13 protein-coding genes are annotated in these 14,425 nt (G+C 70.2%); 3 read left to right on the forward strand and 10 right to left on the reverse strand.

All coding sequences use genetic code 11. The annotated features are described in order from the left end of the window. Positions 1-41 precede the first annotated feature (41 nt). Genes EV378_RS29890 through EV378_RS29920 form a run of 7 tightly spaced genes read right to left on the reverse strand, consistent with a single transcriptional unit; the run spans position 42 to position 7,735 of the window. Positions 42-902 carry a cyclase family protein gene (locus EV378_RS29890; RefSeq protein WP_132430701.1) on the reverse strand — a complete coding sequence of 287 codons (861 nt, stop codon included), beginning with the start codon at positions 900-902 and terminating at the stop codon, positions 42-44. A gap of 53 nt (positions 903-955) precedes the next feature. After that, positions 956-1,882, reverse strand: coding sequence for a cyclase family protein (locus tag EV378_RS29895; RefSeq protein WP_132430702.1), 927 nt, complete (start codon positions 1,880-1,882; stop codon positions 956-958). After that, positions 1,879-3,465, reverse strand: coding sequence for an AMP-binding protein (locus EV378_RS29900; protein ID WP_132430703.1), 1,587 nt, complete (start codon positions 3,463-3,465; stop codon positions 1,879-1,881). The genes EV378_RS29895 and EV378_RS29900 overlap by 4 nt, the downstream gene beginning before the upstream one ends. Then, on the reverse strand, positions 3,462-4,931 hold the full coding sequence (locus EV378_RS29905) for a carboxyltransferase (RefSeq protein ID WP_132430704.1): 1,470 nt from the start codon (positions 4,929-4,931) through the stop codon (positions 3,462-3,464). Before EV378_RS29905 ends, EV378_RS29900 begins: the two co-directional genes overlap by 4 nt. After that, a complete protein-coding gene (locus EV378_RS29910) occupies positions 4,924-6,360 on the reverse strand; it encodes an acetyl-CoA carboxylase biotin carboxylase subunit (protein ID WP_132430705.1) in 1,437 nt (478 codons plus the stop codon). The genes EV378_RS29905 and EV378_RS29910 overlap by 8 nt, the downstream gene beginning before the upstream one ends. Continuing rightward, the gene (locus EV378_RS29915) at positions 6,353-6,886 is read right to left on the reverse strand and encodes an acetyl-CoA carboxylase biotin carboxyl carrier protein (RefSeq protein ID WP_132430706.1); all 534 of its coding nucleotides are present in this window, start codon (positions 6,884-6,886) and stop codon (positions 6,353-6,355) included. The genes EV378_RS29910 and EV378_RS29915 overlap by 8 nt, the downstream gene beginning before the upstream one ends. A 21-nt stretch (positions 6,887-6,907) precedes the next feature. Then, positions 6,908-7,735 carry a mycofactocin-coupled SDR family oxidoreductase gene (locus tag EV378_RS29920; protein WP_132430707.1) on the reverse strand — a complete coding sequence of 276 codons (828 nt, stop codon included), beginning with the start codon at positions 7,733-7,735 and terminating at the stop codon, positions 6,908-6,910. A gap of 271 nt (positions 7,736-8,006) precedes the next feature. On the opposite strand from EV378_RS29920, the gene EV378_RS29925 reads away from it, so the two are divergent. Together EV378_RS29925 and EV378_RS29930 are read left to right on the forward strand one after the other, a co-directional pair. After that, a complete protein-coding gene (locus EV378_RS29925; protein ID WP_132430708.1) occupies positions 8,007-8,657 on the forward strand; it encodes a TetR/AcrR family transcriptional regulator in 651 nt (216 codons plus the stop codon). 62 nt (positions 8,658-8,719) lie between these two features. Beyond that, positions 8,720-10,216 carry a class I adenylate-forming enzyme family protein gene (locus EV378_RS29930; RefSeq protein WP_165922548.1) on the forward strand — a complete coding sequence of 499 codons (1,497 nt, stop codon included), beginning with the start codon at positions 8,720-8,722 and terminating at the stop codon, positions 10,214-10,216. 140 nt (positions 10,217-10,356) lie between these two features. Here the strand turns inward: EV378_RS29930 and EV378_RS29935 are convergent, their stop codons facing one another. Beyond that, the gene (locus EV378_RS29935) at positions 10,357-11,436 is read right to left on the reverse strand and encodes an LLM class flavin-dependent oxidoreductase (protein WP_132430710.1); all 1,080 of its coding nucleotides are present in this window, start codon (positions 11,434-11,436) and stop codon (positions 10,357-10,359) included. A gap of 322 nt (positions 11,437-11,758) precedes the next feature. Here EV378_RS29935 and EV378_RS29940 point away from each other — a divergent pair, with 322 nt between their 5' ends. Beyond that, on the forward strand, positions 11,759-12,148 hold the full coding sequence (locus EV378_RS29940; RefSeq protein ID WP_132430711.1) for a nuclear transport factor 2 family protein: 390 nt from the start codon (positions 11,759-11,761) through the stop codon (positions 12,146-12,148). A gap of 92 nt (positions 12,149-12,240) precedes the next feature. Here EV378_RS29940 and EV378_RS29945 read toward each other — a convergent pair whose 3' ends face one another. Both EV378_RS29945 and EV378_RS29950 read right to left on the reverse strand, forming a co-directional pair. Beyond that, a complete protein-coding gene (locus EV378_RS29945) occupies positions 12,241-13,122 on the reverse strand; it encodes an acyl-CoA dehydrogenase family protein (protein ID WP_132430712.1) in 882 nt (293 codons plus the stop codon). A gap of 23 nt (positions 13,123-13,145) precedes the next feature. Further along, positions 13,146-14,267, reverse strand: a complete 1,122-nt coding sequence (locus EV378_RS29950) for an acyl-CoA dehydrogenase family protein (protein ID WP_132430713.1) — start codon at positions 14,265-14,267, stop codon at positions 13,146-13,148. Positions 14,268-14,425: the final 158 nt, after the last annotated feature.

Genomic DNA, 14,425 nt, shown 5'->3' on the forward strand with positions numbered 1-14,425 from the left:
CCACGGACGTCACCGCTTCCGGCCAGGGCGTTCGCGGTCGGTCAGGCCGTGAAGGCGAGCGGCCGTATCGGAGACCCGGTTCCGCCCTTGATCCGCAGTGCCGAGGCGACGAAGAAGAACCCGTCGTGCACGCGGTCGGCGGCGAGGTTCTCGAGGTCGACCGACTCCATGATCGGGATCGCGGAGTGGACCAGCAGCTGGACGTGCACGTCGAGTGCGGGGACCGTCCAGTGCGGCTTGTGCTCGAAGCTCGCGGTGTCGCCGCCGACGGCGCGCACACCCCGGTCGGCGAGCCACCGAGCACCGGACACGTCGAGGCCGGGGAGCCCGACGCCCACACCGAGATAGCGCTCCGGCTCGGTCCAGTACTTCATGTAGCCGGTGCGCAGCAACACGATCGATCCCGGCCGGGGCGCCTCGCGGTCGGCGAACCAGCGTTCGAGTTCCGTGGCACCGATCCCGTCGGCGTGGGTGAGCTCGCGTCCGAACAGCTCCTCACCGTCGACGAGATGGCCGGGCCCCACCAGCGGGGGCAGCTCCTCGACCGAGCCCTCGGCGACCCCCTCGGTCCAGGACTGGTTGTCCATGATGTCGCGCTGGCCGGCGATGCAGCCGTCCAGGGAGATGTGGCCGAGCGCGTCGACGTGGGTCCCGCAATGGCCCGGCATGGTCAACAGCTCCATCGCCGAGGAGATGCCGCCCGGATAGTTGTGCTCGCCGTGCTTCTTGACCAGGGCATAGGAGAACGGAGGATGCGCGGCGTGGTGGGTCATACCGTGTTCCATGCGCACCGCGAGGTCATAGGCGCGGGAGGTTCCCGACCCGGCCGAGGGCCAGCTCGTCGGGCCTTCCCAGACGCCGCCGCCCCAGGTGCCGGGCGGGTTCGTGTCGGTCACGGTCATGACGGCTCTCCTTCGTCGGAAGCCTCGGGCGTGATGGTCGGCGGTGCCCGGGGTCAGAGCAGGGCGATGGCGTTGGCCGGTGAGCTGACCCCGCCGGGGATCGGCAGCGGGGAGGCGACGAACAGGAACTCGGCGCGCGCCTGCGCCCGGCAGGCGGCGGCGAGCGCGTCGAGGTCGAGTAGTTCGGCGAGGGCGAAGCCGAGCGAGGGGATCAGCCGGCGATGAAGCGAGCCGTCCTCACGCGTGCCGGGACCGCGCTCGACGGCGGGGTTGTCCGCCGCCACCGCGGCGACTCCGGTGTCCCACAGGAACCGGGCCGTCGACTCGGCCCCGGAGAGACCGGTCCATGACGTCACCGCGGCCGTCATGTCGTCGCCGGCGGCCGCCCGGCGCCGGTACTCGGCGATCCAACCGAACCGCAGGCACAGGATGTCTCCGCGGCGGATCTCCACGCCTGCCTCGCGGGCGGCCGCACCGAGCTCGTCGGGGGTGACCGGGTCGCCGGCGAACGGGTCGTAGGGCGTGCCGGTGCGCTCGCGGTGCGCGGGGATGTCGAGGAGAACCCCGCGACCGACGATCCCCCGGGCGGCCCAGTGGTGCATCCCGAGCCGCTCCGAGGCCGCGGCCTGGTCGGTGACACCGCTGAACCAGCCGTGTTCCCGGGCGCGGACGTGTCCGAGCCCGTCCCACTGCGAGGACGCCTGCGGGTTGAAGGCGTCCAGGGTGTCCTCGAAGGTGTTCCGGTCGTGGGCGACGACGTCGTGGGCCGTGGCGGCTCGCCCGAACAGCGGTGGGTCGAACGTGTCGAGGGGCAGGTTGAGCGGGAACACCTGACCGGTCCGCACCAGCCCGGCCGCCCGGATCACGTGCTCGGGGGCCAGCCGCGACAGCGTTCCGAGCTCGGCCGGCAGGACGTCCCAGGCGTGGCGCACACCGAGTTCCGCGAGCTGTGGCAGCTCGTCGTAGCGGGGTTCGGTCATCGCACGGTCTCCCGGCGGGTCTCGCGGTCCCATGCCGCTCCGACGCCCTCCTGGCGCAGCACGTACTTCTGGATCCGGCCGGTCTCGGTGCGGGGGAACTCCGCGCGGAACTCGACGTAGCGGGGCACCTCGTGCTCGGCGAGACGTTCCCGGGCCCAGCCGACGATGTCCGCCGGTGAAGGCTCGGTTCCCGGTCGCGCCACGACCAGGATCTTGACGTCGTCCTCGCCGAGCTCGGAGGCCACCGCGACCGCGGCGGCCTCGAGCACGTCGGGGTGCGCGGTGATCGCCTTCTCCACCAGGAACGAGGACACGTTCTCCCCGCGCCGGCGGATCGTGTCCTTGATCCGGTCGACGAACACGTGGTAGCCGTCCTCGCGCCGGTAACCGGCGTCGCCGGTGTGGAACCATCCGCCGCGCATCGCCTCGGCGGTCTTGTCCGGCTCCCGGAAGTACCCGGTCATGTACGCGCCGGGGACGTGCGAGCGGGTGATGATCTCGCCGACCACCCCGGCCGGGCACTCCCGGCCCTCCGGGTCGACGATCCGGACCTCGTTGTGGTCCAGCGCGATCCCGATCGTCCCCGACCGGGTGTCGGCGACCGGGTTCTTGCACGCCATCGTCCCGGTCTCGGTCAGCCCGTACCCCTCCACGATCTGCAGGCCGAACCGGCGCTCCAGGGGGCGGTGCAGCGCTTCCGGCACCGGGGCCGCGGCCATGAACCGCAGCCGGTTGCGCCGCTCCACGTCGTCGGCGGGCCGCTTGTCCATCAGCGCGAGCATCGACCCGAGCAGGTTGGTGATCGTGGCGCCGGACTCGTCGATCCAGGTCCAGAACCGCGACAGCGAGAACCGTCCGTTGAGCGCGACCGAGGCACCCGCCACCAGGGCGGGCATCACGGTGCACTGCTGGGCGTTGCAGTGGAACAGCGGCAGGCAGGTGTGCAGCACGTCGTCGGCGCCGAGGCCGTAGTGGCCGACGAAGTAGCGGCCGGTGTTGAGGTAGCTGGTGTGCGAGAGCACGACACCCTTCGGTGGCCCTGTCGTCCCCGACGTGTAGATGATCGACATCGCGTCCAGCGGTCCGGGTTCGACCGGGTCGGCCACCCCCGGCTGCAGCAGGTCGGCCACCGGGACCGCACCGGAGTCGCCGGAGTCGTCGGGGTCGTCGGAGTCGCCGGCCACGACACGCCAGACGAGGTCGGGTAGCGGGTCGATCCGGTCGAGACCGGCCGTCAGAGCGGCGTCGACGACGATGCCGACGGCGCCGGAGTGCTCCAGCGTGTAGTGCAGCCCCTCGCCGACCGAGGAGGCGTTCACCGGCACCGAGACCGCGCCGGCGCGGGCGATGCCGAAGAACACGTAGAGGAACTCCAGCGAGTTCGTCATCAGCATCGCCACCCGGTCCCCGGGCCGGACGCCGGTGCGCTGCAGCCAGGCCGCGACGTGACCGGCTCGGTCACGCAGCTCGGCGTAGCTGCAGGTGGTTCCCTCGAAGGTCACGAACACGCGGTCGGGGTGCTCGGCGGCGCGAGCCTCGATCAGCGCCGGGACCGAGTCGGCGGGCAGCATGATCCCGGTCATGAGCCGCTCCGGGCCAGCCGTACCTCGAGGCCGGGACGCGACACGTGCAGAGACGTGACCGACCGGGTCTCGGCGATCAGGTCGACCACCTCGTTGACGATCGCGTTCGCCGAGCGCCGGGGGTCGGTGCGGATCGGCCCAGCGGCCTTCATCGTCTCGACTTCCTCGTCGGAGGTCATGTAGCGCAGCAACAGGTCCTCGTCGGAGATGCCGAGCGGGTAGGACCTGCGGATCTCCTCGATGGTCGGCTGCGGGCGCTCCCACTTCGCGAGTGTTCGGGCCCGTTCCCCGGAGAGGATCTTGTCCGCGACGTCCGGGTCCAGTGGGGAGGCCAGCGGTCCGTAGTGCTCGAGGGCGTAGTGCACGACCTCGTCGGGCACCAGCTCGTAGCGGTCGCCTGCGACGATGTTGAGCACGGCCTGGATCCCGACGAACTGGGAGAACGGTGTCGCCATGATCGGGTGACCGAGCTCCTCGCGGACCCTCGGGATCTCGGCCAGCACCTCGTCGAGTCGGTGGGCCATGCCGTGTGTGGCGAGCTGGTTCCGCAGGGTCCCGGTCATCCCACCGGGGACCTGGTGCTGGTAGATGCGGGGGTCGTACTCGGCGGGCGCTCCGGGCTCGAACCCGGCGTCGCGGGCGGCCCAGACGAAGTTCTCCTCCACCGGCGCGAGCCGGTCGACGTCGAGACCGTGGGACAGGCCCAGGTGGTCGAGGATCGGCAGCATCCCCTCTGTGGAGGGCAGCGACGGCCCGTTGGCCATCGGCCGCGACGCCGTGTGCAGGATCGTGAACCCGGCCTCGAGCCCTTCGATGTAGTTGTGCTGGGCCAGCCCGGTGGTGGCGTGGCAGTGCAGCTCGAGGGGGATCGAGCCGGTCGCGGCCCGGATGGCCGGCAGCAGCGTGCGGGCCCGTTCCGGGGTCAACACGCCGGGGGCGTCCTCGACGTAGATCGATTCGACGCCGTCCCAGCCGGCGATCTCCTTGGCCCGGTCGGCGAAGAACGCGTCGTCGTGCACGCCGGTCAGCCCATACATGATCGACGGGACGGCCTGTCCGCCCGACTGGTTGATCACGTCGGCGAGGCGGCGCATGGTCGGCATGTCGTAGAGGCAGTCGTAGATCCAGAAGCTGGTGACGCCGTGCCTGATCAGCGTCCGGACCCACAGGTCGATGATCGCGTCAGGTGCTTGCGCGAAGCCGATCACGGCGGTGGTTCGCATGCCCGCGCGCACGGTGTTGTTGGGCAGGTTGCGGACCAGGAAGTCGGTCGATGCCCATGGGTCGTCGGCGAACTCGCGCAGCAGCACGGTGAACATGCCGGGTCCGGTCAGGTCGACGACGCGGAACCCGGTCCTGTCGAGGTGGGGCAGCGCGTCGGCGGCCTGGTAGGCGCGCATGCGCAGGCCCCAGAGGCTCTGCTGGCCGTCCCGCAGCGTCTGGTCGACGAACTCGACGTCAGGCATCGGAGGTCTCCTTCTCCCGGGCGGGCAGGTACTGCTCCTCGAGCCACCGGGTGGTGACCGGGGACGCCCGGAACTCCGGCGAGTCGAGTACCGCCAGTTGCAGGGGGATCGTCGTGGCGATCCCGTCGATCCGGCTGCCGCGCAGCACGCGCTGCATGAGGTCGATCGCCTCGAGCCGGGTCGCCGCGTGGGTGATCACCTTGGCGACCAACGAGTCGTAGTAGGGAGTGACGACCGCACCCGGGTAGGCGAACGTGTCGACGCGGACGCCGTGCCCGGCGGGGACCGCCCACCGGGTGATGGTGCCGGGGGTCGGGAGGAATCCACGTTCGGGATCCTCGGCGTTGATCCGGACCTCGACCGCGTGGCCGGTGATCGTGACGTCGTCCTGTGCGAACGACAGCGGCCGGCCGGCGGCGATGCGGAGCTGCTCGCGGACGATGTCGATGCCCGACACCATCTCCGAGACCGGGTGCTCGACCTGTACCCGGGCGTTGACCTCCAGGAAGACGAAGTCTCCGCGGTCGAGGTCGACGAGGAACTCCACGGTGCCTGCGCCGACGTAGCCGAGCTCGGTGGCGAGGCGGACGGCCGCTCCGCGGATCTGGTCGGCGAGGTCGGCCGGTAGATCGGGGGCCGGGCCCTCCTCGATCAGCTTCTGGTGGCGGCGCTGGGTGGAGCAGTCTCGATCACCGAGGTGGCAGACGGTGCCGAAGCCGTCGGCGAGGACCTGGACCTCGACGTGGCGGGCGCGCGTGACGTAGCGCTCGAGGTAGAGCCGGCCGTCACCGAAGGCCTGCTCGGCCTCACGGTGCGCCATGTCGAAGCGTCCCCCGATCTCGGCGCGATCGCGGATGATGGACATCCCGCGTCCGCCGCCACCGGCGCTGGCCTTGAGCATCATCGGCAGGGACGCACCGGCGTCGAGCGCGTCGTCGAGGGCCTCGACGGCCTCGTCGCGGGTCTCGAGTGGTCGGCTTCGCCCCCCGATCGGGATACCGGCCTTCTCGGCGACCTCGCGGGCGGTCATCTTGTCGCCGGCCCGACGCATGGTGTCGCCGTCGGGCCCGACGAACCGGAGCCCGTTCTCCGCGCACGCATCGGCGAGTTCGGGACGTTCGGACAGGAACCCGTATCCGGGGTGTACGGCGTCGCACCCTGCGGACAGGGCCGCCTGCACGATCCGGTCGATCGCGAGGTAGCTCTGTCCCGCGGAGGCCGGGCCGATCAGGACCGCGCGGTCGGCGAGCTGTGCGGCCGGCGAGTCCTGGTCGGCCGCCGACACCGCGAGGACCGTCTCGATGTCCTCGTCGAAGCAGGCCCGCAGGATCCGCAGAGCGATCTCGCCGCGGTTGGCGACGAGGACCCGGCGCAGTCCCGGCCCCGGCACTGGTGCGGAGCTCCCACCGGGTTCGGACGGCTCAGGCATCGGGCCGGATCGCCACCAGCGGCGTGCCGAACTCGACGTGCTCGGCGTTGGCGGGGAACACCGCCGTCACCGTCCCGGCCACGTCGGCGCCGACGTTGTTCATCAGCTTCATCACCTCGACGATGCCGACCGTGTCGCCCACCGCGACGTGGGAGCCGACCTCGACGAACGGCGGCGCGCCCGGCGACGGAGACCGCCAGAACACGCCGACGCTCGGCGCGGCGAGGACGTGGTCGTCGGCCGTGGACGCGTCGTACGGTTGCGGTTCGGCCGTGGCCGCGGCGCTCGCGACCGCAGGCGCGGACCCGGTGACGGCCGGTTCCGGTGCCGGGGCCGCGTGGGCCGGCGCGGGAGCCGCCACCGCAGGGGGTGGGCCGGCCGGCGCCGCCGCGGCGGAACCCGGCGCCGGCATGTCCTTGCGGCCGACCGCGATCCGCACGTCGTCGACGACGATCTCGGCCTGGTCCCAGGTGGACCGGTCGAGGGCGTCGATGACGATCCTGATGTCGTCAGAGCTGAGTGGCATGACGCTCCTTGGGCGTGGAACTCACTTCTCGCAGTAACCGAGGTCGACCTTGAGCTGCTGCGCAGTGATGTACCGCGATTCGTCCGACGCCAGGAACAGCACCGCGTTGGAGATGTCACGCGGCTCGGTCCACATGACCGGCAGCTCGTGCATGGACTGGAACAGCTCACCGAAGTCGTTGCGGCCCGGGTTGTCGATGTCGGGCCGGAACAGGTTGTACATCGCGGAGTTCTGGATCATGTCGGTGTCCACCGACGTCGGGTGCACGGTGTTGACCCGGATGTTGTACTGCCCGAACTCGGCGGCCAGCGCCTTCATGACACCGACGACACCGTGCTTGGCCGCGGTGTAGTGCGCCAGCGTGGGAAAGCCTTTGATCCCGGCGGTCGAGCTGGTCAGGATCATCGAGCCGCCGTTGCGCTCCTTCATCCCGGGCAGCACGGCCTGGCACGCGTTCCAGACGCCGGTCAGGTTGGTGTCGATCATGTCCTGCCAGGTCTGGCGGGCCATCGTCTCGCTCGCCTCGGTGCTGAAGATGCCGGCGTTGGCGACCAGGACGTCGACCGGCCCCACCTCGGACTCGCCGGCGGCGAGCGCGGCCGCGACGGCGTCGCCGTCGCGGACGTCGGCCTGACGGGCCACGATCCGGCGGTCGAGCTGCTCGACCTGCTTCGCGGTCTCCTCCAGGTCGCCAGGGGTCGACATCGCGTACGGGACACTGGCGATCTGTTCGCAGAGATCCACGGCGATGATGTCCGCGCCCTCCTCGGCCAGCCGCAGCGCGTGTGACCGGCCCTGCCCGCGGGCCGCACCGGTCACGAACGCGACCTTGCCCTCGAGACGTCCCATGGCCAACCTCCTCGTCGAAGCCCAAGCCTGCCGACCGCGAACCTACCGAGTATTTGGTTCAACCACAACGGGCACGGTGGCACGCTCGAGCTGTGAGCTGCTTGAAATGGTCTTTCAACTGGTGATGCGCCGTACAAGCCACAGCGAACAAGGGTTTGTGCAGTAGAAGTACCAATCGGTTGGTTGTACTGTGACGGAGTGGGCGGGTCGATCACCTGACAGACTGCGACGACGCCCATCACCGGGGCGGGGACCGACGAGAGGGACAGCGGTGGCGACGAAACGCAAGAGCGGGGTCAGCGACCGCCGGAACCGTGACTCGGAACTGATCGCCGCGGCGATCACGGTGTTCTACGAGAAGGGCTACGCCGCCGCATCACTGCAGGACGTGGCGGAGATCGTCGGCGTCCTCAAGGGCAGCCTCTACCACTACATCTCCTCCAAGGAGGACCTGCTCGCCCGGATCTGCGTCGAGTCGCACGCCCAGGCATCGGTGATCATGGCCGAGTCGTTGGAGTCCGCCGACGACCCGTTGGACCAGCTGCGCGTCTACCTGCACCGGATCGCGCTCTGGTACGTCAACAACATCGAGCGGGTCAGCATCTACTTCAACGAGGGCAAGTGGCTCACCGGTGAGCGCCTCAGCGAGGTGCGCACGCAGGGCCGTGAGTTCCACTCCTTCGTCCGGACCCTGGTCGACAAGGCCCGCAGCAGCGACCGCGTCCGCGACGACATCGATCCGCGCGTCGCGGCGCAGCTGATCCTAGGTTCGCTGAACAGCGTGTCGACCTGGTACCGCCCGGACGGGTTGTACTCACCGGAGGAGATCGCGTCCGCGTTCACCGACATGTCGCTGGCCTCCATCAGCGGCGAGGTACCGCCGGTTCTCTCCCGCGTGACCGCGCCCGACGGCGACGATTGATGCGCGATCCGGTGGTGGCGACCGGTCCTCGTGCTCCGCGTGGCTCGTTGGTCTCCCACGCGGTGGCGGACTGGGCCCGAGCCACGCCGGACCGGACAGCCCTCGCCGAACAGGGAGGGCGCCGGCGTACCTACGCCGAGCTCGACGTCCGTACCGACCGGCTGGCGAACGCACTGCTGGCCCATGGCATCCGCCCGGGGGACCGGATCGCCGTCTGGCTGGGTAACCGCGTCGAGTACCTGGAGACCTACCTGGCGTGTGCCAAGGCCGGGCTGGTCGTGGTCCCGGTCAACATCCGGTTCACCGCCGAGGAGGCGCGGTTCCTCCTGGAGGACTCCGGGGCCAGGGCTCTGGTGCACGAGGGCTCGGTGGCGCCGCGGGTCGACGAGCTCGGCGTGGACCTCCCGCTGTGTGTCGATGTCGACGGGGCGGGGGAGCCGTTCGCCAGGTTTCTCGAGGCCGGAGCTTCGGTCACCCCTCCGGAGCCCGATCCTGACGACCTTCTGGTCATCGGTTACACCAGTGGCACCACCGGCTTCCCGAAGGGGGCCGAGCTCACCCACCGCTCGATCACCCACCTCGGGTTGACCAATGCGTTGTCGTGCCGGTACGGGCTCGGGAGCGTCCAGGTCTTCGGCTTGTCGCTGTCGTTCACCGCGACCGTCCCGGCCCACGTGCTACCCCATCTCGCGGTCGGTGGCACGACGGTGCTGATGGAGCAGTGGGACACCGAGCGCGTCGTCTCGCAGATCGCCGCTCACCGTGCCGACTTCGTGATCGTGCCGGGGCCGGCGATTCCCGAGTTCGCCGACGTGGTCGAGGCGGACCCGGCCTCGGTGCGGTCGCTGCGCTCGGCCCTGCACTCGGCGTCGAAGGCGCCGCCCGAACATCTCGAGCGCCTGGTGGAGGTCATCGGCCCGCGCCTGGTGGAGGGGTGGGGGATGACCGAGAACTCCGGCGGACTCCTGACCGCCACCACCGAACGCGACTACGTCGACGCCGTGCCGGGCATCTTCTCCAGTGTCGGCCGCGCGGTGCCGGGCACCGCCGTCACCGTGGTCGACGAGGCGGGTGAGCCGCTGCCGCACGACGGTTCCACCGTCGGTCAGCTGGTCGCCACCACGGGCTCGGCGGCGCGCGGCTACTGGCGCCGGCCCGAGGCGAGTGACGCGACCTTCGGCGGCGGTCGGTACCGCACCGGGGACCTGGGCACGGTCTCCCCGGACGGCTACGTGTCCGTCGTGGACCGCCGCACGGATCTGATCGTCAGCGGCGGTATGAACGTCTACCCCAGCGAGATCGAGCGCGTCCTCGCCGGTATCGACGGTGTCGTCGAGTGCGCGGTCGTCGGCGCGCCGCACGAGCGGTGGGGCCACACGCCGGTGGCTTTCGTCGTCGCTCCGGGCCGAACCGTGCCCGAGCTACTGGCGCACTGCCGTCGCAGTCTGGCCGGCTACAAGCTGCCGACCCGGATCGAGGTCCGCGACGCGCTGCCCCGCAACGCGTCCGGGAAGATCGTCCGGGGTGCGCTGGCGGCCTCCCTTCCGTCGTCGGACTGATCCACTGGTCCTCGCACCGGCGCACTCCGGAGCCCGCGTCCGGTCGCTGCACCGTGGACGACCGGCCCGCGGCAGCAGACAGGTGAGGGGCGCTCCCGGTCGGGAGCGCCCCTCACCCGTGTCCTACGGGTCGGACGGCCTCAGCCCACCGCGGCCGGCAGCTTGACGCGCGGCGCGACCTCCTGGGCGAGCAGGCGGGTCGACTCGTTGAACGGCGCCGGGTCGTCGAGGTAGTCGTAGTCGTAGGTCATGATCGTCCCGAAGCCGCCGCTCGCCTCCTGGAACGCCTGGAACTTCTCCACGACGGTGTCGGGGCTGCCGCAGATCCACACGTGCTCGGCGAGGAAGTCGAGGTCGATGTCCGCGGCGTCCACGCCGGTGCCCTCGGCCAGGCCGTCGGCGATCCCGAACTGCTTGTACACCGGCAGCAGGTACTCCGCCCACGCCTTGCCCATGCCGCCTTCCTTGGCGAGCTTCTTGGCCTCGGCGTCGGTATCGGCGACGAACACGTCGCGCACGACGTGGTGGTCGTCGCGGTCGGCCTTGTGGCCGTTCTGCTCGGCGGCCTCGGAGTAGACCGACCAGTGGGTCTTGAGGAACGTGTTGCCGGCGTACACCGACAGCGGCAGGTACCCGTGGGCGCCGGCGAAGCGGATCGACGGCGAGTTCTGCGACAGCCCGGTGAGGCCCATCCGGACCTTGCCGTCGTGCGGGAGCATGTTGCGGAACGGGTGGCTCGGGTCCTCCTGCGGGAACCCGGCCGTGAAGTAGGTGCCCTCGTGCTTGAAGGGTTCACCGGCCCAGATCTTCTGCATGATCTCGATCGACTCGACGACCATCTTGTGGTTCGCCGAGAGGTCGTCGAGGCCCCGAAGGGCGCCGTCGGCCGGGTAGGCGCCGGCGCCGACGCCGAGGATGTAGCGGCCCTCGAGGATCTGGGTCAGCCACGCGATCTGGATCGCCAGCGAGGCCGGGTTGTGGTATGGCAGCAGGTGCGCGCCCGGCGCGAGGGTGATGTTCTCGGTGTTCAGCGCGGCCGCGGCGATCACCAGCTCCGGGTTCGGGATCGACTCCCATGACTGGGTCGCGTGCTCACCGATCCAGAACTCGGAGCACCCGGCCTGGTCGGCGACCGTCGCGCGGTCCACCGCCCACGTGAAGACCTCCTTGGCCGACCTCGTCGGCGGCATGAACGGGGTGTGGAACACAGCAGCGCGCACAAGCAGCTCCTTCGCCGGACTTCGTGACGTGTCGCGTAGTGATCAGGCCCGGAGGGCCCGGCACTGGAGTCGGCGGTGGAGAACCCAACCAACCGACTGGCAGGGTCAGACTAGCGACGTGTCTGATACCTAGTCAATCCGCTCTGAACTGCGAGTATGACTCCATTCGGAGCTGGCAACCAGTCGGATGGTTTGCTAGCTTCCGACTCGGTCGGGCAGCGGCGGGGTTCTCGAGCTTCCGTGGCGGCGATCGCGACCCGCGCGGAGTCACCGGGCGGACGGACAACGACGCCGACGCCGGCGTCGACCACGAGGAGTACCGATGAGCAGTTCCACGACCGTCGGCCTGACCGAGCTGGCCGAGGCGTACCTGGACGCCTACAACAGCGGCGATCTCGAGAGGATCACGTCGTTCCTGAGCGACGACGTGCACATCGTCCACCACAACCGCGGCGTGGACGTGCGGGGCAAGCAGACCGCGAGCGAGCTGTTCGCCGGCGCGGGGCAGGTCATCCCGGACAAGCGGTTCGGTGACCGGACCGCCCTCGACGTGATCGGGTCGGACAGCGTGGTGGTGCGCCACACCTTCACCGCCACGGCGCTCGGAGACATGCCCGGTTTCGCCGCGAAGGGCGAGGCCATATCGCTGGAGCTGGCCACGTTCCTGACGTTCCGCGACGGACTGCTCGTGGAGTACCACGACTACGGCTGAGAGCCGCGTGCTCGGGCATCGCGGACCGAGCACTCGCGGATCGGCCCCCCGGCGTTCCTGCCGGGGGGCCGATTCCGTGAGGGCGAGCTGCGTCAGTCCGGGAGCAGTCCGTCGACCAGCTCGCGCAGCGTCACGACGTGGCGCAGGAACACGTGCAGGCCCATCTCCCAGGTGAAGCCCATCCCACCGTGAATCTGGACGGCGCTCTCGACGACCTCCTGCGCGGTGGTCAGCGAGTGCAGCAGCAGTCGTCTGCTCTCGATCGACTCGTGGCCCTCCCGGTAGGAGTCCGCCGCGGCCCAGAGCACCGCCGTCTCGGCCCGCTCGGTCAGCTCCAAGGTGTGCGCGGCCCGGTGCTTGACCGCCTGGAAGCTGCCGATCGGCACTCCGAACTGCTTGCGGCCCGAGGCGTACTCCACCGAGTCGGCGAGGCACCGCCGCGCCGCTCCCACGCCCTCGGCCGCCCACAGCACGGCGAGCTCGCGGGCGGCCTGCGGCGAGAACACCGTGGGCCGCTCGATCGCGACCGGCCGTAACGTCATCGCGAACGTGTCCGCGGCCGCGGCCGACGCGTCGAGGAAGCCGTCAGGGCCGTCACCGAGGCCGCACAGCGGCCGAGCCTGCCTGCCGAACGGTGCGATGTTCCCGGCGCGGGTCCGAACCGCGACGGTGACCGGGGCGTCCTGGTCGCGGGCGGTGGCCGACCAGCGCTTGGCTGCGATCGTGACGGTCAGGGGGGAGGGGAGGCAGAACTCGCCGCACACCATCGCGACCTCGGCGAGATCGCGCAGCGTCGCCCCGGCGCCTCCGGCATCCTCGGGCACGCCGAGCTCGTCCCAGCCGCCGTCCCGCAGGACGGCCCACCCGAGCGGATCGGTCTCCGCGTAGTCGGCGACCGGGGTGTCACCGAGTGTCCCGGCGAGCACGTCCCGCACACCGTCGGCCGCGAGCAGCCCGATCTCGTTCGCGCGCATCCGTGTCGCCACGTCGGTCCGCCTCACTTCGGAAGGCCGAGCACCCGCTCGGCGATGATGTTGCGCTGGATCTCCGAGGAGCCGGAGTAGATCGACGACGCCCGGGTCTCCAGGTACTGGTGGCGCCAGTGCGCCAGATGCTCTGCCGGAGCCACCCGCAGTCCTAGCTGGGTCATCTCCTGCCAGAGCTCGCTCCAGGTCACCTTCAGCACCGACGAGGCGCGGACGAACGCGACCGGGTCGTCCTCCAGTTCGACGGACTTGGCCACCTGCCAGCGCACCAGCTCCAGCCGGACATCGAGGTCCGCGGCGGCCCGCTCGTACTCGGTGCCGGCGCAGTGCGCGATCAGCAGGTCCATGTCACCGCGCATCTCGACGTAGCGGGTGATGCCTTCGACGATGCCGCGCTCGTTCTGCAGCACGGTCATGGCGACCTTCCAGCCCTGGCCGTCATCGCCGAGCCGGTCCTCGTCGGCGACCCAGACGTCCTCGAAGAAGACCTCGGCGAAGTGCGTCGCACCCGAGATCTGCTTGATCGGCCGGACGACGACGCCGGGCTGACGCATGTCCAGCAGCAGCATGGACAGGTTCCGGTAGCGAGGCGCGTCCGGGCTGGACCGCGCAAGCAACAAGCTCCGGTCGGCGACGTCGGCGAAACTCGTCCACACCTTCTGACCGGTCACCCGGTACCCGTTGCCGTCCCGGCGCGCGACCGTCGAGACCCCGGCCAGATCGGAGCCCGCACCCGGCTCGGAGAAACCCTGACACCACACCTGCTCCCCGGACAGGATGCCGGGCAGGAACCGACCTCGCTGCTCCTCGGTGCCGTGCACGATCAGGGTCGGTGCCGTGAGGATCTTTCCGATCCGGCCGAAGCCTTCGGGCGCGTGCGCGCGGGCCGCGAGCTCGTGGAAGGCCACCTCTTCGGCCAGTCCCAGCCCCTGGCCTCCGTGCTCTGCCGGCAGCGACAGGCCCGCGAACCCACCGGCGAACAGCTGACGATCCCACTCGCGCTTCACCTCGGTGGTGTCCTGTTCGGACAACGCGCCCCGCTCGGCCTTCCATCGCTCCGGGACCGACGCGCGCAGCCACTGCTCGGCATCGGCCCGGAACTGAGCCAGGTCCGTCTGTCTGGACAGCGTCATCGCCACCTCGGCATCTCGTGTCGAACAACCGACAGGGAGATTACGAATCAACCGAGAGTCAGTCAACGATGCCATGCTCACAGCCTGCTGAAATGATGTGAAACTGAGGCCTGGACCACGATCCAACCAGACGGTAGGTTGTATCTCGTTCACGCTCG

Origin of the sequence: Pseudonocardia endophytica (assembly GCF_004339565.1) — a bacterium.
Lineage (GTDB): Bacteria > Actinomycetota > Actinomycetes > Mycobacteriales > Pseudonocardiaceae > Pseudonocardia > Pseudonocardia endophytica.

Bases quoted from the DNA above. Each gene is read 5' to 3' on its own strand.
- EV378_RS29890 (WP_132430701.1), bottom strand. From the start codon at position 902: ATGACCGTGACCGACACGAACCCGCCCGGCACCTGGGGCGGCGGCGTC.
- EV378_RS29915 (WP_132430706.1), bottom strand. From the start codon at position 6,886: ATGCCACTCAGCTCTGACGACATCAGGATCGTCATCGACGCCCTCGAC.
- EV378_RS29900 (WP_132430703.1), bottom strand. From the start codon at position 3,465: ATGACCGGGATCATGCTGCCCGCCGACTCGGTCCCGGCGCTGATCGAG.
- EV378_RS29950 (WP_132430713.1), bottom strand. From the start codon at position 14,267: ATGACGCTGTCCAGACAGACGGACCTGGCTCAGTTCCGGGCCGATGCC.
- EV378_RS29940 (WP_132430711.1), top strand. From the start codon at position 11,759: ATGAGCAGTTCCACGACCGTCGGCCTGACCGAGCTGGCCGAGGCGTAC.
- EV378_RS29905 (WP_132430704.1), bottom strand. From the start codon at position 4,931: ATGCCTGACGTCGAGTTCGTCGACCAGACGCTGCGGGACGGCCAGCAG.
- EV378_RS29895 (WP_132430702.1), bottom strand. From the start codon at position 1,882: ATGACCGAACCCCGCTACGACGAGCTGCCACAGCTCGCGGAACTCGGT.
- EV378_RS29920 (WP_132430707.1), bottom strand. From the start codon at position 7,735: ATGGGACGTCTCGAGGGCAAGGTCGCGTTCGTGACCGGTGCGGCCCGC.
- EV378_RS29910 (WP_132430705.1), bottom strand. From the start codon at position 6,360: ATGCCTGAGCCGTCCGAACCCGGTGGGAGCTCCGCACCAGTGCCGGGG.
- EV378_RS29945 (WP_132430712.1), bottom strand. From the start codon at position 13,122: ATGCGCGCGAACGAGATCGGGCTGCTCGCGGCCGACGGTGTGCGGGAC.